Annotated in this window: 24 protein-coding genes; 10 read left to right on the top strand and 14 right to left on the bottom strand. The window is 67.6% G+C overall.

Annotation, left to right across the window (positions count from 1 at the left end; genetic code table 11):
* Nucleotides 1-139 precede the first annotated feature (139 nt).
* Nucleotides 140-766 carry an alpha/beta hydrolase gene (locus J2X01_RS05105; RefSeq protein ID WP_310051343.1) on the bottom strand — a complete coding sequence of 209 codons (627 nt, stop codon included), beginning with the start codon at nt 764-766 and terminating at the stop codon, nt 140-142.
* Between the two features lie 9 nt (nt 767-775).
* Complete coding sequence (locus tag J2X01_RS05100; protein ID WP_310051341.1) at nt 776-1,996, bottom strand: beta-ketoacyl-[acyl-carrier-protein] synthase family protein; 1,221 nt, start codon at nt 1,994-1,996, stop codon at nt 776-778.
* A gap of 377 nt (nt 1,997-2,373) precedes the next feature.
* Here J2X01_RS05100 and J2X01_RS05095 point away from each other — a divergent pair, with 377 nt between their 5' ends.
* The 7 genes from J2X01_RS05095 to J2X01_RS05065 all read left to right on the top strand — a co-directional run bounded on the left by J2X01_RS05095 (nt 2,374) and on the right by J2X01_RS05065 (nt 8,159).
* A complete protein-coding gene (locus tag J2X01_RS05095) occupies nt 2,374-2,637 on the top strand; it encodes a DUF6458 family protein (RefSeq protein WP_310051339.1) in 264 nt (87 codons plus the stop codon).
* Between the two features lie 459 nt (nt 2,638-3,096).
* Nucleotides 3,097-3,900: a DeoR/GlpR family DNA-binding transcription regulator gene (locus J2X01_RS05090; RefSeq protein ID WP_310051337.1), complete on the top strand. Its 804-nt coding sequence runs from the start codon at nt 3,097-3,099 to the stop codon at nt 3,898-3,900.
* Complete coding sequence (locus J2X01_RS05085; RefSeq protein WP_310051335.1) at nt 3,897-4,883, top strand: 1-phosphofructokinase family hexose kinase; 987 nt, start codon at nt 3,897-3,899, stop codon at nt 4,881-4,883. The genes J2X01_RS05090 and J2X01_RS05085 overlap by 4 nt, the downstream gene beginning before the upstream one ends.
* Before the next feature lie 2 nt (nt 4,884-4,885).
* Complete coding sequence (locus tag J2X01_RS05080; RefSeq protein WP_310051333.1) at nt 4,886-6,949, top strand: PTS fructose transporter subunit IIABC; 2,064 nt, start codon at nt 4,886-4,888, stop codon at nt 6,947-6,949.
* Between the two features lie 58 nt (nt 6,950-7,007).
* Nucleotides 7,008-7,286: an HPr family phosphocarrier protein gene (locus J2X01_RS05075; protein ID WP_310051331.1), complete on the top strand. Its 279-nt coding sequence runs from the start codon at nt 7,008-7,010 to the stop codon at nt 7,284-7,286.
* 217 nt (nt 7,287-7,503) lie between these two features.
* On the top strand, nt 7,504-7,869 hold the full coding sequence (locus tag J2X01_RS05070) for an SRPBCC family protein (RefSeq protein ID WP_310051329.1): 366 nt from the start codon (nt 7,504-7,506) through the stop codon (nt 7,867-7,869).
* 2 nt (nt 7,870-7,871) lie between these two features.
* Nucleotides 7,872-8,159 carry a DUF7218 family protein gene (locus J2X01_RS05065; protein ID WP_310051327.1) on the top strand — a complete coding sequence of 96 codons (288 nt, stop codon included), beginning with the start codon at nt 7,872-7,874 and terminating at the stop codon, nt 8,157-8,159.
* Between the two features lie 32 nt (nt 8,160-8,191).
* Here J2X01_RS05065 and ku read toward each other — a convergent pair whose 3' ends face one another.
* A complete protein-coding gene (ku, locus tag J2X01_RS05060; RefSeq protein ID WP_310051325.1) occupies nt 8,192-9,169 on the bottom strand; it encodes a non-homologous end joining protein Ku in 978 nt (325 codons plus the stop codon).
* A 40-nt stretch (nt 9,170-9,209) separates the two neighbouring features.
* Between ku and J2X01_RS05055 the strand changes: the two genes are divergently transcribed.
* Complete coding sequence (locus J2X01_RS05055; RefSeq protein WP_310051323.1) at nt 9,210-11,687, top strand: ATP-dependent DNA ligase; 2,478 nt, start codon at nt 9,210-9,212, stop codon at nt 11,685-11,687.
* 75 nt (nt 11,688-11,762) lie between these two features.
* Here J2X01_RS05055 and J2X01_RS05050 read toward each other — a convergent pair whose 3' ends face one another.
* The gene (locus J2X01_RS05050) at nt 11,763-12,020 is read right to left on the bottom strand and encodes a hypothetical protein (RefSeq protein WP_310051321.1); all 258 of its coding nucleotides are present in this window, start codon (nt 12,018-12,020) and stop codon (nt 11,763-11,765) included.
* A 109-nt stretch (nt 12,021-12,129) separates the two neighbouring features.
* Entirely contained in the window at nt 12,130-12,363 is a 234-nt protein-coding gene (locus J2X01_RS05045; protein ID WP_310051319.1) for a hypothetical protein, read from the bottom strand.
* Nucleotides 12,364-12,763: 400 nt separating this feature from the next.
* Between J2X01_RS05045 and J2X01_RS05040 the strand changes: the two genes are divergently transcribed.
* Nucleotides 12,764-14,377, top strand: a complete 1,614-nt coding sequence (locus J2X01_RS05040) for an MFS transporter (RefSeq protein ID WP_310051316.1) — start codon at nt 12,764-12,766, stop codon at nt 14,375-14,377.
* 146 nt (nt 14,378-14,523) lie between these two features.
* Here the strand turns inward: J2X01_RS05040 and J2X01_RS05035 are convergent, their stop codons facing one another.
* From J2X01_RS05035 to J2X01_RS05000, 8 genes are all read right to left on the bottom strand, one after another.
* Complete coding sequence (locus tag J2X01_RS05035; RefSeq protein WP_310051314.1) at nt 14,524-15,303, bottom strand: SDR family NAD(P)-dependent oxidoreductase; 780 nt, start codon at nt 15,301-15,303, stop codon at nt 14,524-14,526.
* 29 nt (nt 15,304-15,332) lie between these two features.
* Entirely contained in the window at nt 15,333-16,058 is a 726-nt protein-coding gene (locus J2X01_RS05030) for a hypothetical protein (protein ID WP_310051311.1), read from the bottom strand.
* A gap of 123 nt (nt 16,059-16,181) precedes the next feature.
* Nucleotides 16,182-16,526: a GNAT family N-acetyltransferase gene (locus J2X01_RS05025; protein ID WP_310051308.1), complete on the bottom strand. Its 345-nt coding sequence runs from the start codon at nt 16,524-16,526 to the stop codon at nt 16,182-16,184.
* Nucleotides 16,523-17,851: an acyltransferase family protein gene (locus J2X01_RS05020; protein ID WP_310051306.1), complete on the bottom strand. Its 1,329-nt coding sequence runs from the start codon at nt 17,849-17,851 to the stop codon at nt 16,523-16,525. Before J2X01_RS05020 ends, J2X01_RS05025 begins: the two co-directional genes overlap by 4 nt.
* A gap of 222 nt (nt 17,852-18,073) precedes the next feature.
* A complete protein-coding gene (locus tag J2X01_RS05015; protein WP_310051305.1) occupies nt 18,074-18,949 on the bottom strand; it encodes a class II fructose-bisphosphate aldolase in 876 nt (291 codons plus the stop codon).
* A complete protein-coding gene (locus J2X01_RS05010) occupies nt 18,949-20,415 on the bottom strand; it encodes a GntP family transporter (RefSeq protein ID WP_310051302.1) in 1,467 nt (488 codons plus the stop codon). The genes J2X01_RS05015 and J2X01_RS05010 overlap by 1 nt, the downstream gene beginning before the upstream one ends.
* Before the next feature lie 65 nt (nt 20,416-20,480).
* The gene (locus J2X01_RS05005; protein WP_310051300.1) at nt 20,481-21,374 is read right to left on the bottom strand and encodes an NAD(P)-dependent oxidoreductase; all 894 of its coding nucleotides are present in this window, start codon (nt 21,372-21,374) and stop codon (nt 20,481-20,483) included.
* A gap of 44 nt (nt 21,375-21,418) precedes the next feature.
* Nucleotides 21,419-22,894 (bottom strand): four-carbon acid sugar kinase family protein, encoded by a 1,476-nt coding sequence (locus tag J2X01_RS05000; RefSeq protein ID WP_310051673.1) that lies wholly within the window; start codon nt 22,892-22,894, stop codon nt 21,419-21,421.
* Between the two features lie 183 nt (nt 22,895-23,077).
* Between J2X01_RS05000 and J2X01_RS04995 the strand changes: the two genes are divergently transcribed.
* Complete coding sequence (locus J2X01_RS04995; protein WP_310051669.1) at nt 23,078-23,788, top strand: FadR/GntR family transcriptional regulator; 711 nt, start codon at nt 23,078-23,080, stop codon at nt 23,786-23,788.
* 49 nt (nt 23,789-23,837) lie between these two features.
* On the opposite strand, the gene J2X01_RS04990 is transcribed toward J2X01_RS04995, so the two are convergent.
* A complete protein-coding gene (locus tag J2X01_RS04990; RefSeq protein WP_310051298.1) occupies nt 23,838-24,095 on the bottom strand; it encodes a metal-sensitive transcriptional regulator in 258 nt (85 codons plus the stop codon).
* Between the last annotated feature and the right edge of the window lie 73 nt (nt 24,096-24,168).

The raw sequence follows: 24,168 nt of genomic DNA, 5'->3' as shown, positions 1-24,168 counted from the left end.
CCCCGTGAAGCAGTGGCCGTGAAGTTGACCAACGCCAAGTCTAAAGGCTGACAAAATTGGCGTGCAAATGGACAAACACAAAAGGGCCCCTCTGACCCTGTTCGCCGGTCCGCCGCGGTTTGTTTCCGTCGCGCCGCAGTCAGCTGTCCCGGCGGAGCACGTAGTGGCGCAGGAACGCGCTGACATCCACGAGTTCGGCCGCCGAGATGGCGTGGCCCATCCCGGGGTAGTTCCGCGCCGTGAGCAGCGTGTACCCGTGCAGCCATTCCTCAGTGTGCTCCGTGGCGGCGTCGTTGATCACCACGTCGTCCCGGTCCCGGCCCCAAAAGAAGGGCGGGCGGGACTCGAACGATTCGCTCATCGCCAGGAGTTCGTTTTCCAGCACAAAACCGGACAGCCCGACGACGGCCTGGAACTGCTCCGGCCGCAGCCGCAGCAGTGTGGTGGCCATGGCCATGCCCTGCGAGTAGCCAAACAGGCTGACGCTGCTGTGGCGGGCCTTGACGGATTCGATCCAGCTGAGGACGGCGTTGGTGGAGGAAATGACGTCGGCGAAGTCATGGGTCAGGAAGTAGTCCAGCAGGAACCAGCCGTAGCCGTCGCCGATCACCTTGGGGCCGCGCAGCGCGGCGCAGCTGAACCCGGAGGGCAAGCGGTCGAAAAGTTTTGCCATCCGGGATTCATCCCGGCCGTAGCCGTGCATCATCACCAGCAGCGGCGTTCCGTCGCGTTCGTGTTCCGGCTTGGACCAGACGACTGTCTCCATCGGGACAGCCTAGCTTTCGGTGATCACCAGCGCGGTGCTGTGCCCGCCGAATCCGAAGGCGTTTGCGAGGCCCGCCCTGCCCGGCCTGCCCTCAACTGTTCCCCGGAGGAGGTTGAGGTCGATCCCGTCATCGGGCGCGTCAAGATTGCCGGTGCCCGGGACAGACCCGGTCTTCAACGCCTGGATCAGAACGACGGCGCCGAGCGCGCCCGCCCCGCCGAGGAGGTGTCCGGTGAGGGATTTCGTCGACGTCACGGGAACCTGGTTTCCGAGAACTGCCTTGATTGCTTCCGCTTCCAGCCGGTCCCCGACCGGCGTGGAGGTTGCGTGGGCGTGGACCAGGCCGATGTCACCGGCAGCCAGCCCTGCGGCCGCAATCGCCTTTTCCATCACCCGGCGCTGCATCGCCGGGTCGGCCGCGACGATGTCGACGGCGTCTGACGTCACCGCGGACCCGGCCACGACGCCCAGGATTTCGGCCCCGCGGGCCCGGGCGTGGTCTTCGCGTTCCAGGACCAGGACCGCGGCGCCCTCGGCCAGCACGAATCCGTCCCGGTCACGGTCAAAGGGCCGGGAGGCGGACTGCGGGTCCTGGTTGCGGGTGGACAGCGCCCGGATCTGGGCGAAACCGCTGATGATCAGGCCGTTGACGCAGGAGTCGACGCCGCCCGCGATCACGACGTCTGCCGCGCCGGCCCGGATCATGTCGGCTGCCTGGGAGATGGCTTCCGCCCCGGAGGCGCAGGCGCTCACGGGTGTACGCGCCCCGCCCTTCGCTCCGACGTCGATGGACACCCAGGCCGCGGGGGCATTGGTCATGATCCGGGTGAGCGTGTGCGGGGAGACCCTGCGCGGGCCGCTCGCATCCAGCGTCCGGTTCTGCTCCAGGGTGGTGTCGAGGCCGCCGTAGCCGGACCCGATCACCACGGCCAGGCGTTCCGGGTCGGCCTGGGGACGGCCTGCCTGCGCCCATGCCTCGCGGGCCGCGATCAGGGCCAGGTGGCCGCACCGGTCCATCCGCTTGTATTCGGGAGTGGAGAGCAGCGACGCGACGTCGACACTCACGCGGCCGGCCATGCGGACGGGCAGGGCCTGGGCCCAGTCGTCCTCGAGCGCCACGATGCCGGAGCGCCCGGCCAGCAGCGCAGCCCGCGTCTCGGCCGCGGTCCCGCCTACCGGGGTCACCGCGCCCAGTCCAGTGACAACGACTCGGGGGGAAGCTTCAGGCATTGGTACCGTCATTTCTGTGAGGCCCCTCGTGGGATCGGCAGGGAGGGTGGCGAGCGGGCGCGGCGGGAAAGCTAAGTGCAGGGCGGTGTGCATCGCGGGCTGGCGCCCACGACCCTTTAAGAATACGTGGGATGGCCGGGGCGGAGCCGTTGCGTGACTCCCAGTGGCCGGCCGGGATCCGCTGCGCAAACGGACAACCGCACGCCGGATCCGCGCCGCGGCAGTCCGGATCCGCGGCAGAAAGCGCAATGCTGCGCGGAAACTGACCGGAGTGGGGGCGCCCGAATCGTTGAATCAGCGCCAACCGGGCTGTAGCCTGACGCTGGACAGCATGCTTAGCAATACCTATCCGTCCCGCCGGACACAAGGAGCAAGTCATGAGAATCGGTTCCGCCATCTTCCTCATCGCCCTCGGCGCCATCCTGGCGTGGGCCATCGAACCCGGCCTGATCCCCAACGTCAACCAGGCCATGATCGGCTACATCCTGATGGTGGTGGGCGTGATCGGGCTGATCGCCTCGCTGGTCCTGGCCTCCCCGGGCCGCAGCCGCACGCGCCGGGTCAGCGAGACCCGCTCCGTCGTCGATCCCAACACCGGCGAAACCATCACCCGGAACGAGAGCCGCGACGCCAGCATCTAGCCGGGACGCACAATGCGCCACGGTGCGCCCTATGAACGACCCGGACGCCGGGCCGGACCCCGAGTCAGGCCCGGCGTCCGCCATTTTGGGCTCCCGGCCCGGCCCGCGCCCCACGGGACATGCCCCACCTTCGAGGCCAGCAGTGGACACAATCCCAATATGCCCACCCGGCGGCGCGAAAACTGGACATGTCCCCCGGCTCACCAAGCCCCTCACCAAGCCCCTCAGAACGAGCATGCCCAGCCCTCGGAGCCACGGGTGGACACAATCCCACTATGCCCACTCCCCGCCGCGAAAACTGGACATGTCCCCCGGGAGGCGCCGTGAGATTTCTGCGTTCGTGTTGTTTTCCATTGACAAAGCCACAAATTCAAAGATAAAGTCAATCAACTCCACTGGCTGTGATGGGTATCACGGAAGTGGCAGGAAGGTCCGCAGTACTGACGCAAGGGAGAGCCAGTGTTCGCCGAAGAACGCCAACAGCTGATCGTTGGGCTCATCACCGCCAGCGGCCGTGCCAGCGTGACGGACCTCGCCGAGCGTTTCAGCATCACCACCGAGACCGTCCGCCGGGACCTCGCCGCCCTCGAAGCCGCCGGCAGTGTGCGCCGGGTCCACGGCGGCGCGGTGTCCCCTGACCGCTTCAGCACTAACGAGGAAAGCATCCTGGTCCGGACCGACCAGCGGCAGCCGGAGAAGACCCGGATCGCGGAGGCCGCCCTCGCGCTCATCCCGCGGGACCGTACCGGCAGCATCCTGATCGACGCCGGATCCACCACCGAGTCCCTCGCGGAACTCCTGGCCGCCCGGACGGCAGCCAGCACCGCCCTCCCCGGGCCCGCCGCCGAACTCGTTGTCATCACCCACTCGCTGCCCGTCGCCATGAAACTCTCCGGCGAACCCGGCATCGCCCTGCACCTGCTCGGCGGGAGGGTCCGCGGAATCACCCAGGCCGCCGTCGGCCAGTCCACCGTGGAAGCCGCCCGCCGGATCCGCCCGGACATCGCGTTCATCGGCACCAACGGCATCCACGCAGCCTTCGGGCTGAGCACTCCCGATCCTGAAGAAGCCGCTGTCAAGGCTGCCTTCGTCCAATCAGCGCGCCGCATTGTGGTGCTGGCTGATGCCTCCAAGCTGGACGCCGAAAACCTGGTCCAGTTCGCCTCGTTGAAAGATCTGGACACTTTGATCACTGACACGAAACCCAGCCAGGAGCTGGCCGATGCCCTCGCGGATGCCGGAGTGGAGGTGGTGGTCGCATGATTGTCACCCTGACCGCCAACCCGAGCCTGGACCGCACCGTGGCGCTGCCGGGCCCGCTGCTCCGCGGCGAAGTCCAGCGGGCCGTCTCCGTCCGGCAGGAATCCGGCGGCAAGGGAGTCAACGTCTCCCGCGCCCTCGTCGCCTCCGGCCTGACGACCGTCGCTGTGTTGCCCGGAGCCGAGGCGGATCCGGTCCTTGCCGGGCTCCGGGAAGGCGAGGTCCCGTTCGCGGCCCTCCCGATTGGCGAGCCGCTGCGCAGCAATGTGGCACTGACCGAGCCCGGCGGTGTCACCACCAAGATCAACGAACCCGGACCGGTGCTCAGTGAGGACCAGCAGGAAGCCCTGATCGGGCTGCTGCTCGACCAGTCCCGCGGCGCCAGCTGGGTTGTCCTGGCCGGCTCGCTCCCACCCGGGGTCCCGGCCGACTTCTACGCCACCGTCACCCGGCGGTTGCGCTCGATGGATCACGGCAGCGAGGCCCCCCTCATCGCCGTCGATTCCTCCGGCGAACCGCTCGCCGCCGCGATCTCCGGCGACGCGCTGGGGAAACCGGATCTCCTCAAACCCAACGCCGAGGAACTGGTGGAACTGGCTGCCGCAGCCGGTTTCGCCACACACAAATCCGCCGAGGAACTCGAAGCGGATCCGGAGGCCGCCGCAGTGGCAGCCGCCGCCGTCGTGCGATCCGGGGTGGGTGCCGTGCTCGCAACGCTCGGCTCCAAGGGTGCGGTGCTTGTAACGGCCGACGGCGCGTGGCTGGCCACGCATCCGCCGGTCACTGCTGTGAGCACGGTGGGCGCCGGCGATTCCTCGCTGGCCGGTTACCTGCTCGCCTCCAGCCAGGGCGCCGCCCCGGCCGATTGCCTCCGTCAGGCGGTGGCCCATGGTGCCGCCGCCGCTTCGCTGCCGGGCTCCACAGTCCCGGCGGTCCACCAAACCACCCCCGACGCCGTAACCATCACGGCCCTCCGGAAGGATTGACAGTGACTCAGCTCATTACCACCGACCTGGTCGAGCTCGACCAGAACCTGGGCAGCTCGCCCGAGGACGTGATCCGGCACATGGCAGGCAAAGTTGCGGCCAACGGACGCGCCACCGAAGTCGAAGGCCTCTTCGCCGACGCCTTCGCCCGGGAACAGAAGACCGCCACCGGCGTCCCCGGCGGCATCGCCATCCCGCACTGCCGTTCGACGGCGGTTACCGAACCCACGCTGGTGATGGCCCGGCTCTCCCAGCCGGTCGACTTTGGCGCCAAGGACGGTCCCGCGGACCTGATCTTCTTCATCGCAGCACCCGAAGGCGCGGACCAGGAGCACCTCAAGCTGCTCTCCAAGCTGGCCCGCTCGCTGATCAAAAAGGACTTCACCGCGGCCCTGCGCGCTGCCGGCTCGGAGGCCGACGTCGTCGAGCTCGTCGAAGGCGCACTGGCCGACAAACCTGCTGCTGCGGCCCCGGCCGCAGCAGCTGCCGGCGCAGCCGCCGCGCCCGGAACCGCCGGCGCAGGCATCAGCACCGCGAAGGCCAAGGGACCCAAGCGCCTCGTCGCCGTCACCGCCTGCCCCACCGGCATCGCCCACACCTACATGGCCGCCGACTCGCTCGTCGCTGCGGCCAAGGAAGTCGGCGTGGACCTGCAGGTGGAAACCCAGGGGTCCTCCGGCGCCAAGGCCCTTGACCCTGCCGTGATCGCCGCCGCCGACGCCGTGATCTTCGCCGTGGACGTGGACGTGCGCGGCAAGGAGCGCTTCGCCGGCATGCCGGTCATCAACGCGCCGGTCAAGCGCGGCATCGACGAGCCGGACAAGATGGTCGCGGAAGCGCTCGCGGCCGCGGACAACCCGCATGCCCGCCGCGTGCCCCACTTCGGCGCCGAGGAACAGGCCGAACTCGAGGCCGAGGAAAAGGGCGAGCACTTCGGCACCAAGCTGAAGAAGGCCCTCCTGACCGGCGTCAGCTACATGATCCCGTTCGTCGCTGGCGGCGGTCTGCTGATCGCCCTCGGCTTCCTGTTGGGCGGTTACGACATCACTGCCTTCGCGGACAAGATCCTGGCGGAGAACAGCCTCTTCAACCTGCCCACCGTGTACCCGGAACTGGCGTGGGGCCCGCTGGGCGCGTACCTCGGTGCCGTGATGTTCAAGATCGGCGCCCTGTCCCTGGGCTTCCTCGTCCCCGCGCTGGCCGGCTACATCGCCTACGCCATCGCTGACCGGCCCGGCATCGCCCCGGGCTTCGTCGCCGGCGCCGTTGCCGTCTTCATGGGCGCAGGGTTCCTCGGCGGTATCGTGGGCGGCCTGATCGCCGGCTACGTGGCGCATGCAATCGGCAAGCTCAACGTGGCCCGCTGGCTGCGCGGCCTGATGCCGGTGGTCATTATCCCGCTGGTGGCGTCCCTCGTGGCGTCCGGCCTGTTGTTCGTGTTCCTGGGCGCCTACATCGCCCGGATCACTGTCGGGCTCAACGAGTTCCTGGCCGGCCTCACCGGTGCCAGTGCCATCGCGCTGGGCGTCATCCTGGGCCTGATGATGTGCTTCGACCTCGGCGGCCCGGTCAACAAGGTTGCCTACTCCTTCGCCGTCGCCGGCCTGGGCGCCGCCTCCATCACCAACCAGGCACCGTGGCAGATCATGGCGGCCGTCATGGCCGCCGGTATGGTCCCGCCGCTGGCCATGGCACTGGCTGCGACCGTGCTGAACAAGAGGCTCTTCAGCCTGGCGGAACAGGAAAATGGCAAGGCCGCCTGGCTGCTGGGAGCCTCCTTCATCACCGAAGGCGCCATCCCGTTCGCCGCCGCGGACCCGCTCCGCGTCATCCCCGCCAGCATGCTCGGCGGTGCCGTGACCGGTGCCATCTCGATGGCGGCAGGCGTGGGATCGAAGGCCCCCCACGGCGGAATCTTCGTCTTCTTCGCCATCGATAACTTCCTGATGTTCGTCGTCGCCATCGCGGCCGGAACAGTCGTCACGGCCTTCGCCGTGATCGGGCTCAAGCGCTGGGCAGTCAAGAAGCCGGTTGATACGGTGGAACCGGTTCCCGTAGCCGCCTGAGCCGTCCAGGAAGACCAACCCCCGCCGATATTCCCCAAGCTGAATCCAAGGAGCAGAAATGACCGAACGTAACGCCACCATTGCCAGCCGCGTAGGGCTGCACGCCCGCCCGGCCGCCATCTTTGCCGAGGCTGCAGGCGAGTTCGATCTCGAGATCACCATCGCCCGACTGGGCGAACCCGTTGACGAGGCGATGGATGCCGCCAGCATCCTGTCGCTGATGAGCCTGGGCGCGTCCCACGGCGAGATTGTGGTTCTGCGCGCCGAGGGCGAGGGCGCCGACGTCGCCCTGGACCGCCTGGTCCAGATCCTCGAAACGGACCACGACGCCGAATAGTGTCACCTCCGGCGGCGCTGCCGCCGGGACGACGGCCCGGCCGTACCCTGGACAGGGCACGGCCGGGCTTCCGCGTTCCGGGGCCGCAGGGCTTCCCGGAAATCCATCAGCAAACTTAGTAAGTGCTTGTCACGGCACTGCAGCGGCGCTAGCTTGGAAACCGCGGCACCACCCGTGGCCTGCCGCAGGACGAGTTCCCGGCAGAAGGAGCCAACCCGTGGCAAACGTGCAGTCAAGCATTGACGTCGACGTCCCCGTGTCCACCGCGTACAACCAATGGACGCAGTTCGAGACGTTCCCCGAGTTCATGAAGGGCGTCGAAGCCGTCGAGCAGATCGACGAAACCTCCCTCCAGTTCCGCACCGACATCGCCGGCGTCCGGCGCGAATACCTCGCGCAGATCACCGATCAGACGCCTGACCGGAAGATCGCCTGGGTCAGCAGCGACAAACCCCGCAACGCGGGAACCGTGACGAAAGAACCCCTCGGCGCGGACCGCACCCGGGTCAACGTGGCACTGGACTGGGAACCCGAGGGGCTCGTGGAAAAGGCCGGCTCTGCCGACACCCGGTTGCGGGGATAGCCATGCCAACGAAGAAGGATGCCCCGCGCGGCTCCGAAAACCCCAGCATCAAAGACCCTGAGCTCTACGAGGCACTGCTGGAAGATGGTGCCTCGAAGCAGAAGGCCGCCCGCATTTCCAATGCCGCGGCCAAGAAGGGCCGGTCAGCCGTGGGGCGCAAGGGCGGAAAGGCCGGCGACTACGAGGACTGGACCGTCCCGCAGCTGAGGGAGCGTGCCAAGGAGATCGGCCTGAAAGGCTACTCCGGGAAGAAGAAAAGCGAGCTCATTTCCGCGCTCAGGAATTCCTGATCCCGGTGGCCGCGGGCCGGACAACCGACCGCTCAGGCCTCTTTCCGTGCGCTCCGCGCGGCAGGCTTGGAGGCTGCGGCCTTCGTCCCGGCGGCTTTCGCGGCGGTCCTGGGCGCGGCTTTGGCCGGCGCCCGCGATGCCGTCTTCGGAGCAGCCTTGGCGGCGGACTTGGCAGTGGGCTTCGCGGCCGGCGCCCCGGGTTCGTCCGCGGACACCGCGCCTCCCCCGCGCTTCTTCTCCAGGCTGCGCTTGAGTGCCTCCATCAGGTCGATCACCTCGCCGCTGCCGGTTTCGGCTGCGGCGACGCCGAAGGTCTCCTCCGTGTCCAGCGATTCACCCTTCTCCAGCTTCGCCTCGATGAGCTGGCGCAGCTGCAGTTGATAGTCATCGGTGAACTGGTCCGGCTCGAAGTCCGCTGCCATCGAGTCCACCAGCGCGGCGGACATTTCCCGTTCCTGGGCGGAGATGCGGATGGTGGCGTCGAGCGAGGGGAAGCTGGCCTCCCGCACCTCATCGGCCCAGAGCAGAGCCTGCAGCACCAGCACGTCGCCGCGGATCCGCAGGGCGCCAAGCCGGGTCTTGTCCCGCAGGGCGAACTGGACGATGGCCACCCGGTCGGTGTCTTCCAGCGCCCGGCGCAGCAGGACATACGCCTTCGGCGACTTGGAGTCCGGCTCAAGGTAGTAGCTCTTCTCGAACATCATCGGGTCGAGTTGCCCGGCCGGGACAAACTGCACGACGTCGATCTCGTGGCTGCTCTCGGCCGGAATCGACTTGAGCTCCTCACGGCTGAGCACCACCGTGCGGCCGTCGTCCTCGTAGGCCTTGTCGATGTCCTCGTAGTCAACGATCTCGCTGCAGACCTCGCAGCGGCGCTGGTAGCGGATCCGCCCGCCGTCGGCATTGTGGACCTGGTGCAGGCTGATGTCGTGGTCTTCGGTCGCGGTGTAGACCTTGACGGGCACGTTGACCAGCCCGAACGCTATCGCGCCTTTCCAGATCGCTCTCATGGAACAAGTGAACATCACAGTTGCGTGGAGGTGAAGCCCCTTGGCTGAAAGGATCCCGGCCAACGGCAGGGAGCGGGTCCGGGTCGCCGGCCGCGAAATGGTGGTCACGAACCTGGACAAGGTGATGTATCCGGAAACCGGAACCACGAAGGCCGATGTGCTGGCCTACTACGCGGCCGTGGCGCCGGTGCTGATCCCCGCCGCCGCGAACCGCCCGGCCACCCGAAAGCGCTGGGTGCACGGCGTCGGGACGGCCGATGCCCCCGGCACGATGTTCTTCCAGAAAAGCCTGGACCATTCGACCCCGGGGTGGGTTCCCAGAGCCTCGATCACGCACAAGGAACGCACTATCCAGTACCCGCTGGTCAACGACCCGGCCACGCTGGCCTGGCTCGCCCAGATCGCGTCCCTGGAGATCCATGTGCCGCAGTGGCGCGTCGATTCCCACGGAAACGCGCTGCCTCCAGACCGGCTGGTGCTGGACCTGGATCCCGGCGAGGGGGCCGGGCTGGCCGAGTGCGTTGCGGTCGCCAAGCTCGCCCGGACCATCCTGCAGGACGTGGGCCTGGATCCGGTGCCCGTCACCAGCGGCAGCAAAGGCATCCACCTGTACGCGGCCCTGGACGGCACGCAGAGCTCCGAGCAGATCTCCGAATTCGCCCATGAACTGGCACGTTCGTTGGAAGCCGACCACCCGGAGCTGGCAGTGAGCGACATGAAAAAGACGCTGCGCACCGGCAGGGTCCTGGTGGACTGGAGCCAGAACAGCGCGGCGAAGACCACCATCGTCCCCTATTCCCTGCGCGGGCGGCTCCGTCCCACGGTGGCGGCGCCCCGGACCTGGCGCGAACTCAGCTCGCCGTCCCTGCACCAGCTCGACTACCAGGAAGTCCTGAAGCGCGTGCAGTCCGGCAAGGATCCGTTCGCCGTCATCTCCGGCAGGGGGCGGCCGGACCGCCAGCCGGGCGACGCCGCCGGGGAAGCTGCCCACGACGGCGGCGGCACCGACCCGCGGCTGGAAAACTACCGTGCCAAGCGGGATCCGGCCTCGACCCCGGAACCTTTCGCGGCGGAGCACTACCGCGCGGGGCCACAAAGCGGCACGCTCCGGGAGAAGTTCGTCATCCAGGAACACCACGCGAGCCGGTTGCACTTTGATTTCCGGCTGGAGCGCGACGGCGTGCTGGTCTCCTGGGCGCTTCCCAAAGGTGTCCCCACCAGCAAGACGAAGAACCACCTGGCGGTCCAGACGGAGGACCACCCGATGGATTATGCGGACTTCGAAGGCACCATTCCCAAGGGCCAGTACGGCGCCGGGACCATCAGCATCTGGGACCGCGGCTACTACGAGTGCGAGAAGTGGATCGCGGGAAAGGAGGTCATCGCGACCCTCACCGGCCAGGACGACGGTGGCCTGGGCGGCGCCCGCAGGTTCGCGCTGATCCACACCGGCCGGGGCGACGACCAGTGGCTCATCCACCTGATGGACCCGCTGGGCCCGCAGAAGGAGGGCGCCGCCGGTGCCGCCGGGCAGGAGCGTGAGCGGCCCGCCGCCGCCGAGCCGGCGGACTTCAGGCCCATGCTGGCCAGTGCCGGAAGCACCGCCGACCTGGCGGGCAAGGACTGGCAGTTTGAGCTCAAGTGGGACGGGGTGCGGGCCTTGATCATCGGCGAAGCCAAGAAGATCCGCCTGATCAGCCGCAACGGCAATGACATGTCCGCGGTGTATCCGGAACTGGCGGAGCGCTCCTGCTGGCCGGAACAGGACTTCATCGCCGACGGCGAGGTCATTGCCGTCGGCGCCTCGGGGCGGCCGGACTTCGGGCTGCTGCAGGGACGGATGAAGCTCACCCGGGCCTCCGACATCACCACTGCGCAATCGTCGACGCCGGTGCGGCTGATGCTGTTCGACCTTCTGTCCGAGAACGGCAGGGACCTGCGCGGCCTGCCGCTCAGCAGACGCCGGGCAAGGCTGGAAGAGTTCTTCATCCCTTCCTCCTGCCCGGTGGAGCTCTCCCCGCTGATCGACGGCGAGGTCCGGCACATCCTGGAAAGCGCTGAGGAACTCGGGCTGGAGGGCGTGATGGCCAAGCGGACGGGCGGCCGGTACGTCGGGCAGCGCAGCAGGTCCTGGCTCAAACTCAAGTTCGAACGCACGCAGGAGGTGGTGGTCGGCGGCTGGCGGCCGGGTAAGGGCGGGCGCGGGCAGTCCGTGGGCTCTCTCCTTGTGGGGATACCGGAGGGCTCCAAACTGCGCTACGTCGGTCGTGTCGGCAGCGGCTTCAGCGCCCGGGAACTCGAGGAACTTCGCCAGCAGCTCGAAGCCCTTCCGCGGAAGACCTCGCCCTTTGAGGAGGTGCCGGCCGCCGACGCCTCGGACGCCCGCTGGGTGAGCGCCAGGCTTGTCGGGGAGGTCACCTACGGGGAATGGACGTCCAGCGGCAAACTCCGGCACCCGGTCTGGCGCGGCTGGCGGCTGGACAAGAAGCCGGAGGACGTGGTGGTGGAACGCACCTGAAGCGAAAAGCCCGGGCGACCGTTGCAGGTCGTCCCGGGCGGGCTGCCGGCGCTGGGCACCGGCGGTCGTTTACGTTCAGGAGGAGTGCGGGGTGTCCGGCGGGGTGATCCGGTGCACCGCGTTCGCTGCGGCCTCGTGTCCCAGCCGGCCGTGCTGGACGTCGTGCTCCTTGGGATGACGGTGCTTGCCGCTTCCGTCCGGCCACTGTTTCCCTTCGGCCGCGGTGGGAGGGGAGGGACGTTTCGTTTCCGGTCCGGGCGCGTCGTCGATGGACTCCGCCAAATGACTGGCGACGTCAGGATTGATCCCGTCTCCGAATTGGTGTTCCGCCATTGCTCTTCCTTCCGCTGTCGAATAACGTCATCGAACTAAGCCGTAGAAACAAGCCCAAAGAATGCAGGTCCAACTATCCTAGGTCGCCTAACTGGCGATGTCTGCAGGACTACCAGCGGACTTTCTTCTCCGCCGGACCCTGCTTGCCGCTGGCGTGCGTGGGCTTGTGGCTGTGGCCGACACTCTGCGAGCCGGCCCCGCCCCGCGACTTGCTCGCGAGCATCTCCTTCTGGGCCTCGGTGAGGCGCGACTTGATGCCTTTCGCTTCCTCCTGCTTGGCCTGGGACTTGCTGTCCGCCCCGGCTTCGCCGTTGCCGCTTTTCTTCGTCTCTTTGCCCGTCATGGACTGTTCTCCTTGGGTGGCTCGTGGTCGGCACTGCACTGATGTCAACCCTAGGCGCTTTCCGGATCCCTTGGGTACCCCCTTTTTTCACGGTGCGGCGGGCCTCCCGGTGCGCAGTCCGTGCGGGGTCCAAGGGTGTGATGCGGCCCGGGTTTCCGGGTGCCGGCGGTCCTGCGGGGAAAAAGTTTCCCCGGCCCCCGGCGCAGACCGGGGTTTCCCTGCAATGGCGCGGTGAAACCGCGGAAAAGAAATCCGCCAACGGGACCCCAATCCGGGCCAAAAGTCCGGATCATACGGCACCGAACTCGGAAACACCATAGAAATCGCGTAAAATCGAAAGCCTGCCCAGAGCGGGGCAGCTACAAGTCGCAAGCAAATGACCTCCCTAGGAGCGGCCCAAATGCCCAAAGACCGAAGCACGACCGACTCTTCAGCAGGCGTGATGAACGCCAGCGGAACCTACCAAGCTGCACCCAACGGTGCGAGGAAACCAAAGCTGCGGACGCGCCGTCGACTCAAGGAGTCCGACGTCAACGTCGTCAACAAACCGATGCTTAAGAAAGCCCTCGGCGGCACCATCGTGGGTAACACCATGGAATGGTACGACGTCGGCGTGTTCGGCTACCTGATCACGACCATGGGACCGGTGTTCCTGCCCGAGGCGGACAAATCCGTGCAGACCCTGTTCCTGCTCGGAACCTTCGCCGCCACGTTCATTGCCCGCCCGCTGGGTGGTGTCATCTTCGGCTGGCTCGGCGACAAGGTGGGCCGCCAGAAGGTCCTCGCCTGGACGCTGATGCTGATGGCTGCGAGTACGTTCGCCGTCGGTCTGCTGCCCGGCTACGCACAGATCGGCATGTGGGCCGCCGCCCTGCTGGTCCTGCTCAAGCTCGTTCAGGGCTTCTCCACCGGTGGCGAGTACGCCGGCGCCACGACTTTCGTGAGTGAATATTCCCCGGACAAACGCCGCGGCTTCTTCGCCAGCTTCCTGGACATGGGCAGTTACCTCGGCTTCGCCCTCGGTGCCGCGCTCGTTTCCGCCCTGCAGCTGGGTCTGGGCCAGAGCGCCATGGAGGAGTGGGGCTGGCGCGTGCCTTTCCTCCTTGCCGGCCCGCTGGGCCTGATCGCGGTCTACTTCCGCAACAAGATCGAGGAATCCCCCCAGTTCCAGGCCACCCTGGACGCCCAGGAGGAAAACGCCAAGGATGCGACCGCCTCCGACGCTGCCGCGTCGAAGGGCCCGGTGGGCATCGTCAAGGCCTACTGGCGTTCGCTTATCGTCGCCATGATTCTGGTGGCAGCGGCAAATACCGCCGGCTACGCCCTGACGTCCTACATGCCGACGTACCTTACCGAGTCCAAGGGCTACGATCCGGTGCACGGAACCCTGCTGACCATCCCGGTGCTTGTCATCATGAGCCTCTGCATTCCGCTGACCGGCAAGCTTTCCGACCGGATCGGCCGCCGCCCCGTGTTGTGGATCGGCGCGCTCAGCACTGTGGTCCTCGCGGCCCCGGCGTTCATGCTGATCGGCGTCGGAGAAATCTGGTCCACTCTCCTGGGCCTGGGCATGATCGCCTTCCCGGTGACCTTCTACGTGGCCAACCTCGCCTCTGCCCTGCCGGCGCAGTTCCCGACGGCGAGCCGTTACGGCGCCATGGGCATCGCGTACAACTTCTCCGTGGCCATCTTCGGCGGCACCACACCGTTTATCGTCGCCGCCCTTATCGGTGCCACCGGAGATGACATGATGCCGGCCTACTACCTGATGGCCACCTCGGCGATCGGTGCCGTGGCGATCTACTTCCTCAAGGAATCCGCCCAGCGCCCGTTGCCGGGTTCCATGCCCAGCGTGGCCACGCAGGCCGAGGCCAAGGCCATCGTCGCGACCCAGGACGAGAACCCGCTGATCGACCTGGTGGAAATGGACATGCCCTTTGCCAAAACTGCAGCCGAATCCGGTGCCGGCTCGACGGCGTCCCGGGACACCGAAAGGGTTCCAGTCCAAGCCTGAGCTTGCCCTCTGGCAGCCCCTATTGGAGTCGTCCTGACCCCGGCCGGCTAATCCGGATTCTGTAGCTGCGTCCCGCCCCTTTGAGGCCTGTCGTGTGTGTTTATCCATTGGGGGAAACACGCACGGCAGGCCTTCGGTGTGTCCGGCTATTTCGCGCGGCGGGCCGGCCCGGCCACGAGTCTGTCCGGCAGCAGGCGGGCGGCCGCGGTCAGCACCTTGTAGCGCTTGGTCGGGATGGAGACGGACTTGCCCTTTGCGTTGTCAGCGAGGCCTTCACGCACCACACGCTCGGCCTGCAGCCACATCCAGCCCGGCGTCGCCGTTTTGTCCATGCCCATCCGGTCGTGGAACTCGGTGTGGGTGAACCCCGGGCAGACTGCCGTCACCTTGACGCCCTGTTTGGCATAGGCGAGGTTGGCCCCGCGGCTGAAGCTGACAAGCCATGCTTTCGCCGCCGAGTAGCTTCCCCGGGGAAGGAACGCCGCCACGCTGGCGACATTGATGATCCTGCCGGAGTGCCGGCGGAGCATGCCCTGCAGTGCGGCATGGGTCAACTGCATGGCCGTCTCGACATGCAATTTGAGGTGCCTGGATTCCTCCGCGATGTCGTTCTCCTCGAAAGAGTGCAGCAGGCCCATCCCGGCGTTATTGACCAGGATTTCCACCGGACGCTCCGGATCCGTGAGCCGGGCGACGACGGCCGCCACGCCGGCGTCGTCCGCCAGATCAGCGGGGAGCACCTCGGCCCTGACGCCATACCGGTTCTCCAGATCCACCGCCATCGCCTGCAACCGGTCGGCGTCGCGGGCCACCAGCACGACGCTGTGCCCCTGTTCGGCAAGCTGGCGGGCAAATTCCGCTCCGATGCCGGCCGTTGCTCCGGTGACCAGGGCCGTGCCTGCCGGTGTCACTTCAACTGCAGTCATGGCGACAGCCTAACCCGGCCACATCCTGCTCAGGCAATGGCTTGCCCGGCTGCCAGTTCACCTTCCGCGGGTCCGTCCGCGCCGCTCAGCTTGCGGTTCTGCAGCTCCTCGGTCGCCAGCTCGTACCAGGTGTGCGCGCCAAAGGACGGGCTGCTGGTGTCGAGGTGCCGGTACAGGGCGTCGGCCAACTGGCACAATGCGGTGTCGGACAACGCCCGGACGGTGGCGGCCGGGTCAAGGGTACCTTCGAAGAATTCGGGCCCGTCGGGGAGCGGGCCGCCGGCGTCGTCCAGTTTCGCCCAACCGTCCCTGGCGGGAGGTCCGGCGGAGCCGTCCGAGAAATCATCGGCGGGGCCGTCTGAGGAAACGTCAAGCGGCGGGACTGCCGGGAGCTGCCCGTCGAGGCCTGCCAGCACGGCGCCGTCGGAGCCCACGTGCAGCAGGCAGATCGGCAGCTCCGCGGGTTCCGCCAGGGTGACCCGGAACGGTTCGGCCCCTGCAGCCCCGGAGTCCGGCACTGCGGCAGCCACGCTGGCAGCGGCGATCGACCTCAGCTGCAGGAGGACCTCCGGGTCCAGATGGGACGAACCGTGAAGGTCGATGGTGACACCCGTGCCGGCACCAAGGCGGCCTGCCCGCCGCATGATGTGCAGCAGCGAGGGGAAGTCTGGTTGGGTGAGGCAGCCGGTTACTTCGAGGGTCACGTGTCCGGGATCGACGTCCACACGGACAAGCACACGCAGTTTATGGTTCACGGGGTTCTCCAAAGCGACACGTCCAAGAGCCAACTGCATAACTCTGCTAAAACTTTACGAGGTTGTCGCCCCGGTCACAAGCCTGCCCGCCGTTGCGCCCGTCCGGTCCGTGCGGAGACCGGTTCAGGCTCCGGCCGGCGGCTGCTCCGGCCAGTCGATGTACTGGGTGTAGGCGTCGTGCTTGCGCAGATATCGGTACATAAAGGGGCAGTTCGGAATGATCCTCTTGCCGGACGCCACCACATCATCGAGCGCGAAGTGCGCGAGCACCTTGCCCAGCCCCTGGCCCTGGAATTGCTCCGCCGTGTCAGTGTGGATGAAATCCACATGGCCGGGCTCGTCAATAAAGCGGATCTGGACGGCAAGCTTGTCGCCGACGTGGAGTTCGTAGCGGTGCAGCTCATCATTGCGGGTGGTGGAAACGTCCGGGCTGAACGTGTCTTCAGTGGCTGCAGAGTTCTCCGTCATGGTTCGACATTGGCACTTAAAGGCGGGCGTGGCAATGGCGGGCCCGATCCGCCGGAGCCCGCATCAGTCACGAACCGGGCCGGGATCCGCCCCAGCAGCAGGACAGCGAGCACGAAACACGCCGCTCCCCCGCCGAGCAGTCCGAACGTAAGCCCGTTGAGTGCTGCGTCCGCCACCGGGACATAGACGACGACGACGGCTGTCACCACCGCGGCCGCCGGACGGGACCGGGCAGCAGCGGGCGCCGTCGGACGTTGTTCGAGCCGGCCGAAGAGGGCCAGCACAGGCAGCAGCAGGCCGATCAACCCCAGGAGCACGAGGGGCCGCCCCCACCACCAGGCCGCGGTTCCCCCCGCAGGCTGCGGAAAACCGATCAGCAGCAACAACCCGCACAACGCAGCGAGCAGCGGCAGGTGCCAGAGGTAGACGGTCATCGAGCACCGCCCGGCCACCCCAAGGAGACCCTGCACCCACGCGAGGGACCCCAGGCCCGCCAGCAGCGGCCGCAGGAACTGCAGGGCAGCGGCCTGCGAGACTCCGAGCAGCAGCAGGGTCAGGTTGGGCGGATTGAGGTTCACCAGCATGTTCCCGGAATACAGCCCCAGCCACACGAGCAGGCCCAGAACAAGGTTGCTGCCCAGGATGATCGCCGCCAGCGCGGGGCGCCCGGGGGCCACCGGTCCCCCGTCGGCGAGGAAGAAGCCGAGCTGCTGCACGGCACACCACAGGAAGACCATGTTGAGGTACGCCAGAGCCGGCATGGCGCCCCGGAAGCAGTCCACCGCCACTACCAGCGCAGTCAGAGTCGCCAGGGTCAGCCAGGGCGCCCGGGTGTGCAGCCGGGCCAGCAGCGGCAGGTTCAACTGCGCCGCAAGATAGGCGGCGAGGAACCACAGCGGCATGCCGGCTCCGGAAGCCAGCAGCTGGATGACCTGCGGGTCCACCCCGGCGAGCCGCGCCGCCCAGAGCCCGCTGAACATGATCGCGAGCAGCACAGCCGCCGGGCGGATGAGCCGCAGCATCCGCGCCTGCATGTAGTCGAAGGCGCTGCCGCCCCGGGCGCGGAGCCGACGCCAGGACTGCAGGCCGGTGATGCCCCCGGCAACGAAAAACAGCGGCATGACCTGCAGGACCCAGACCACTGGTTCGAACCAGCGCTGGTTGCCGAGGGTGTTCTCCGAGGTCACGGTTCCGTCCGGCTGCAGCACCGGGCTCACCATCATCGTGTGCGCCACCACCACGAGCACAAGGCAGAAGAACCTGGCGAGATCGATCACCAGGTCGCGGTCAGGCCGCACCGCCTGCCTGCGCTGCCGTTGAACCATTGGGCCTCTTCAAGACCTTCCGGCACACTCTTTGGTCTGGAGTGTGAATGCTGTTGTGTTGCTCCATTGTCGGCCTTGTCCGGGCCGGCGACCAGTGCCGTCAGTCCTGTCTTCTGCGCCGGGCCACCAATCCTGGCCGGGAAAGCCTGTCCTGCCCGGCCGGCCAGCAGCCCCGGCGCTCCGGGCACAACGGCGGGCAACGGCGTCGTGCCCGTGAGTGGCTCAGCGCAAAAGGGTGGCCAGCGCCGTGGCCGCGAAAGTCCCGGCTGCGGTGTCCCATTCGGCCAGCAAACCCTGAAGGTTTTCACCGTCCCTCCGGTGTGCCGTCGTGCGTGCCTCGAGGGTCTCCAGAACGCCCGTGCGCAGCTCGGTGTTGAAATTGACCTTGCCCACATTCATGGCGGCGGCCTTGACGAGCTCCGCGGCGGGGATTCCCGAGGCACCGTGCAGCACCAGGGGAACACGGGTCCGTACGGCGATATCCTGCAGTACGTCCCAGCGCAGCTCCGGCGCGCCCTGGTACTTGCCGTGGACGTTGCCCACGGCAACGGCCAGCAGTTGGGCTCCGGTGCGGGCCACGAAATCCTCCACCTGGGCGGAATCGGTGAATCCGGTCGGCCCGGCTGCCGGGACGCTGCCTGCGGCGCCCGGCTCGAAGGCCCTGTCCTCGTCCCCGGCCAGGCCGCCGAGTTCCGCCTCGATGACGGTCTCCGCGGCGCCGGCGCCGTCCAGCACGGCGCGGGCCGCCCGGACCAGGGCGATGTTGTCCTCGTATTCCAGCGACGATCCGTCCACCAAGACGGAGTCGGCCCCGGCGGCAACGGCGTCGGCGATCAGCCGGAGATCGGACGCATGGTCGAGCTGCACGGCAACCGGAACGCCGGCCCCGTCGGCGAGGCCGCGCAGCGCCGCGATCAGGCGGAGCCCGTTCGGCGTGGCAGCGGACTTCGGCGCGACCAGCAGGATGGCGCCGCGGCCGGCATCCTCCGCAGCCCGCACCACGGCGAGGGCGGTGGTGAAGTCGTAGCAGGTGAACGCCGGGACTGCCGAGCCCTGCTGCAGGGCGGCACTGACCAGGGTGTCGAGTCGGGTACGCATCAGGCGCCCAGGCCTCCCACCAGGATCCAGGCCACGAACGTCAGCGCGAAGCCGGCCAGTCCCAGCACGGTGGTCAGCACGGTCCAGGTCCTGAGTCCGTCGGCGACAGTCAGGCCGTAGTACCGCACAACCACCCAGAAGCCGGCGTCGGTCACGTGCGACAGGCCGAGGGCGCCGAAGCCGATGGCGATCACGATCACGGCGATCTGCGCCGGCGAGTAGCCGCCGCCGGCAACGGCGGCGGAGAGCAGGCCGGCCGTCGTGACGATCGCGACGGTGGCCGAGCCTTGGGCGGCGCGGAGGGCGAGGGAGATGATGAAGCCAAGCAGCAACAAGGGCACGCCGAGGGTGTCGAGTGATTCGGAGAGCGCCTTGCCGATGCCGCTTACCTGCAGGACGCTGCCGAAGACGCCGCCGGCCGCAACAACCAGGAGGATGGAGGCGATCGGGGGCAGGGCGCCTTCGAAGATCTCGCCGGTTTCCACGAGCGACCACTGGCGGCGGACGGCGAGGAGGAAGAAGGAGAGCGCAACGGCCACGAGGAGCGCGAAAACCGGATTGCCCACGAAGGCGGCCACGCCGAACCAGAAGTCGTTCTTGTCGATCACGAGGGTGCCGACCGTGCCAAGGAGGATCAGCGCGATCGGGGTGGCGATGAGGGAGATGATCAGTCCGGGCCGCGGCGGAGCCATAGCTTTGCTGCCCGGGCCTTCGTGACCAACGCGGACCACGGTTCCGGAGCCGAACTCGTCCACCTGCTTCTTGACGGCCGGCAGCAGCTCGTAGTTCTTCCGGTTCATGATGGCCGCGACCCAGTAGGACAGGAAGCCAAGCGGCACGCAGATCGTCAGCGAGATCAGGGCGATCAGTCCGATGTCGGCGCCGAGCACGCCGGCGCCGGCGACGATGCCCGGGTGCGGGGGCACGGCCACGTGGATGGCCAGCATGATGCCGGCCATGGGCAGGCCGAACTTCACCGGGTGGACGTTGGCGATCTTGGCGAAGGCGTAGACGACCGGCACCAGGACGATGATGCCGACTTCGAAGAACACCGGAATCGCGACCAGGAAGCCGACCGCGGTGAGCGCGACGGCGACGCGCTTGGCGCCGAGCTTCGCGGTGAAGTGGTCGGCGAGGGACTGCACGCCGCCGGAGACCTCGATCATCCGGCCCAGGATGGCGCCGAGCGCAATCAGGAGCGCGACCTTGCCCATCGTGCCTCCCACCCCGGCGGCCACCACGGTGAAAACGTCCTTGAGCGGGATCTGGGCGGCCACGGCCACCAGGATGCTGACGGTCAGCAGCGCCACAAACGCCTGGATCTTGAAGCGGATAATCATCAGCAGCAGCAGGGCGACGCCGGCAACGGCGATGGTCAGCAGCAGCGGAGTTCCCAGTTCCACGGCAGGCTTGATGACGGGCGCGTCTGCAGCGCTCACCATCAGGGAATTGAGCAAGGGGGTCATCGTGGGGTGTCTCCTTTGACAGGAATATAAGTCGTAAAAGCAGGGGTGGGGAAGCCGAGGGGCGTTTAGGCGGTGCGCCTGGTGGGTGCGAGGACTTTGATGACAGCGGAATCATCGGCGGCGGCGAGCCCCTGCGCCTGGCCGAGGAGGTACAGCTGTTCGGCCGCGGCGGCCACCGGAGCGGCGAGGCCGGCGGCGCGGGTGGCCTTGCCGACGATGCCCATGTCCTTGACGAAGATGTCGAGGCGGCTGAGGACCTCGGCGCCGTTTTCGGTGTAGGCCTCCAGGATGCGCGGGCCGCGGTTGGACAGCATGAACGAACCGGCGGCGCCGGCTTCCAGTGCCGCGAGGGTCTTGGCCTGGTCCAGGCCGAGGGCATCCGCGAGGGCCATCGCCTCGGCCGCGGCGGCGATGTGGATCCCACAGAGCAGCTGGTTAACGGTCTTGAGGGCCTGTCCGTCGCCGGGTTTGTCCCCCACCACGGTCAGGGTGGAGGCCAGCAGTTCAAGGGCCGGGCGGGCCTTTTCCTGCGCTTCGGGCGATGCGCCCACCACGATCAGCAGGTCGCCTTCGCCGGCCCGCTTGGGACCACCGGAAAGCGGGGCATCCACCAGCTCGACGCCGTATTCGGCCAGCCGCGCGACCGTGGCCGGGATCGCCTCGGTGCCCACGGTGCTGCCCAGGATCACGACGGAGCCGGGCTTGAGCACGGCGGCCACGCCATTTTCGCCGAAGAGGACATCGTTGAGCTGCTCGCCGTTTCGCACTGCCAGCAGCAGGGCGTCGGCGCCTTCCGAGGCTTCGCGGGCGGAGGCGAAGGTGCGGACGCCGGCCGCTTCGGCCAGCTTAAGGCGCGGCTCGGCAATATCGAAGCCGTGGACGGTCAGCTGGGTTGCCAGCCGCGCGGCCATGGGCAGTCCCATGGCGCCCAGGCCGAGGACGGTGACTTTGTAGTTCATGGTTTTCTCCGTTGAAATGAGGGGGCAGTGGGCAGGTGGGAGGATCAGAAGGTGTTGCTGAGCTTGCGGGTGACCTGGACCAGGGACTGGTCGTCACCGACGTTTCCGGCGAAGACGATGTACGGGATGCCCTTGGCGGGTCCGTCCACCGGGTCCCACAGGCTGACGATGCCCGGCAGCATGGGGCCGCGGACGATCGCATGCCGGATTTCCAGGCCGTGGGCGGCGACGTCCGAGGACGTGATGCCCCCCTTGGCGATGACAAAGCGCGGCGGGAAGGTCTTCAGCGTCCGGTTCACGACGGCGACGACGGCGGCGGAAACGGTCCGGGCGATCCGCAGGCTCTCGGCGGCGTCGTCCGTCTTGATGAGCAGCCGGCTGGTGTGCAGGATGACGTCGGCGCTGCGCAGGGACTCCACGACAGCCGCCACGATTTCGTCCAGGTAGCCGTCGGCGTTGCCGCCAAGCAACTTTTCGACGTCGATTTCCACGATCCGCGCGGCGCTGTGCTGTTCGACGAGGGCTTTAAGCTGGCGGGTGGTGACGCCGACGTGCGAGCCGACCACAATCAGTCCGCCGGCGTCGGAGGGGGTGTTGCCCGCGTAGGCCTCTGCGCCGCTGAGCTCGGTACGGATCGCCTGGCCGATGCGGCCCCGGACAAACGGCGGACCAACACGGTAGAGCAGTTTCTTGCCGCGGCGTTCGGCTTCCTCCAGGCCCAACGCCAGGGCCCGGAGGTCGTTTTCGGTGACGATGTCGGCCACAATCGGAGTGGAGTCCGTGGCGGAATCGATGGCGTCCGCGATGGCCACGGCCGAGATCCGGGGGTCATTGTCCGGGCCGCCGGCGCGGACGATGGCAAGGTCCAGCACAATCACCGACACCGCCGGGAAGCGGCCGCCGGACTTCTCTTCGACGTACTTGGCCAGCTCGGAGTTGGCAAAGCCGAAGCTCGCGTCCTTGGCGAATTCGGTCTCAGCCACCGGGGTGAGCTTGCCCGCGTCCTCGCCGGTGCCGCGCATGAAATGCACGCCGCCGATGGTGACGCGGCCGGCGTCGGGGAAGGCGGGGACGATGACGACGCCGTCCGTCGCCTCGCCGCTGACCGCGGCGACGGTCGCCGCAATCGTGTCCGGTTCCAGCGGGTAGTGGCCGCGGAGGGTGGAGTCGCTGCGGCTGACGAAGCCCAGCCGCAGCCCGCTTTCGAGGGCCGCCGCGGCGAGGGCGTTCCGGACCACCTCTTCGTTGCGGACGGCAGCCTCGGCGGGGTCCAGGCTCCGCGTGTTGGTCAGGACGTAGACGGCGTCCTGGCGCCGGCCGTTGATGCGGTGGGTGAACGCCCAGGTGAAGTCGGCGACGTCCCAGCGGGTGAGGACCGGCAGGTCCGCGACGGACTGCGTGCCCGTCGGATCGTCGTCGAGCACCACCAGGATCCGGGGGGACGCCTTAGCGGTGGCCTCAAGGGCCGCGGCGACAGTCCGGGCGGGAATCCGGACCTCCGCCGGGAAGGGGGCCAGCATGTCTGCTTCGAAAAGCTCTGATTCAAAGGGCACTTGCACTCCATTGTGGGAAGGTAACTCTGCTGCGGACTAGATTTGTAAGATGTCTGACATCTAACATTTGAATGCTAGTGTGGCATACGGCACAAAGCGGCGCAAGTAGACTTGTCAATCAGGCAACTCGGCGACGGCGAATGGGGAAAATTGGCTAGGAAATCGCTCGTCGGAGTAGTGGCAGACGAACTGCTGGACCGCATCATTGCCGGCGAATTCCCGCCCGGGGCATCAGTCCCCGGCGAGCTTGAGCTGAGCGCCCGCCATGAGGTGAGCCGCATGACGGTCCGGGAGGCGATGAAGACCCTCGAAGCCCAGCAGATCCTCAGTGTGGAGCGCGGCCGCGGCACCTTTGTAAACCCGCTGAGCCGCTGGGCCTCCCTCGAGGCCGTCCTCCGGGCCGCCTCGGAGGGGGAGGACGACGCGGCAGCCGCCGTTCAGCTGATCGAGTTGCGCCGGATGCTGGAGACCGGCGCATGCGAGCTGGCGGCCGGCCGGATCAGCGACTCCGACCTCACAGCCCTAGCCGGGCAACTGGAATTGATGCGCGCGGCGCATGACGCGCATGATGTTGCCGCGTTTGTGGCAGCGGATCTCGCGTTCCACGATCTGATCCTGCGCGCGGCGGAGAATGTTTTCGTGGCCGTCCTGTTCGCCCCGCTGCACCGGGTGCTGGAAAAGCGGCGGACCCAGACGTCCGAGGTGCGCGAAATCCAGGCGCATGCGATCGGCCACCACCAACAGATTGTGGAGGCGCTCTCCACGCGGGATCCGCACCGGGCACGGGATGCCATGGACGCACACATGCAGCAGACCCTGGATGATCTCAAGGCCTATGTCCTGGCGGACCGCCCGGCCTGAGCGGTGGCGGACCGGCTGAGGCGCGGCTCAGGTGCGCGCCTGATGCGGCTCAGGCGAGCGAGAGGAAAAGCTTCTCGAGTTCCGCCAGGTCCAGGCTCGGGTCCTCCTGCTGCAGGCACTGCTGCAGGCCGGTCGCGATGATCGAGAATCCGGCCTTGTCCAGCGCGCTGGAAACAGCCGCCAGCTGGGTCACCACGCTCTTGCAGTCGCGGCCCTCTTCGATCATCCGGGTCACGGCGGCAAGCTGTCCCTGGGCGCGGCGGAGCCGATTGATGACGGGCTTCATGTCGGCGGGATCGAGTTCCATGTGTTCCTCCGGTCGGTACCATATCTAGCCTCGATGATATACCCCCCTACGTATGGGAACCAGCCGGTGACGT

Source organism: Arthrobacter ginsengisoli, assembly GCF_031456935.1.
Taxonomy (GTDB): domain Bacteria; phylum Actinomycetota; class Actinomycetes; order Actinomycetales; family Micrococcaceae; genus Arthrobacter; species Arthrobacter ginsengisoli.
Note: the sequence above shows the minus strand (reverse complement) of the source record. Positions and strands in the feature narration are given on the sequence as shown.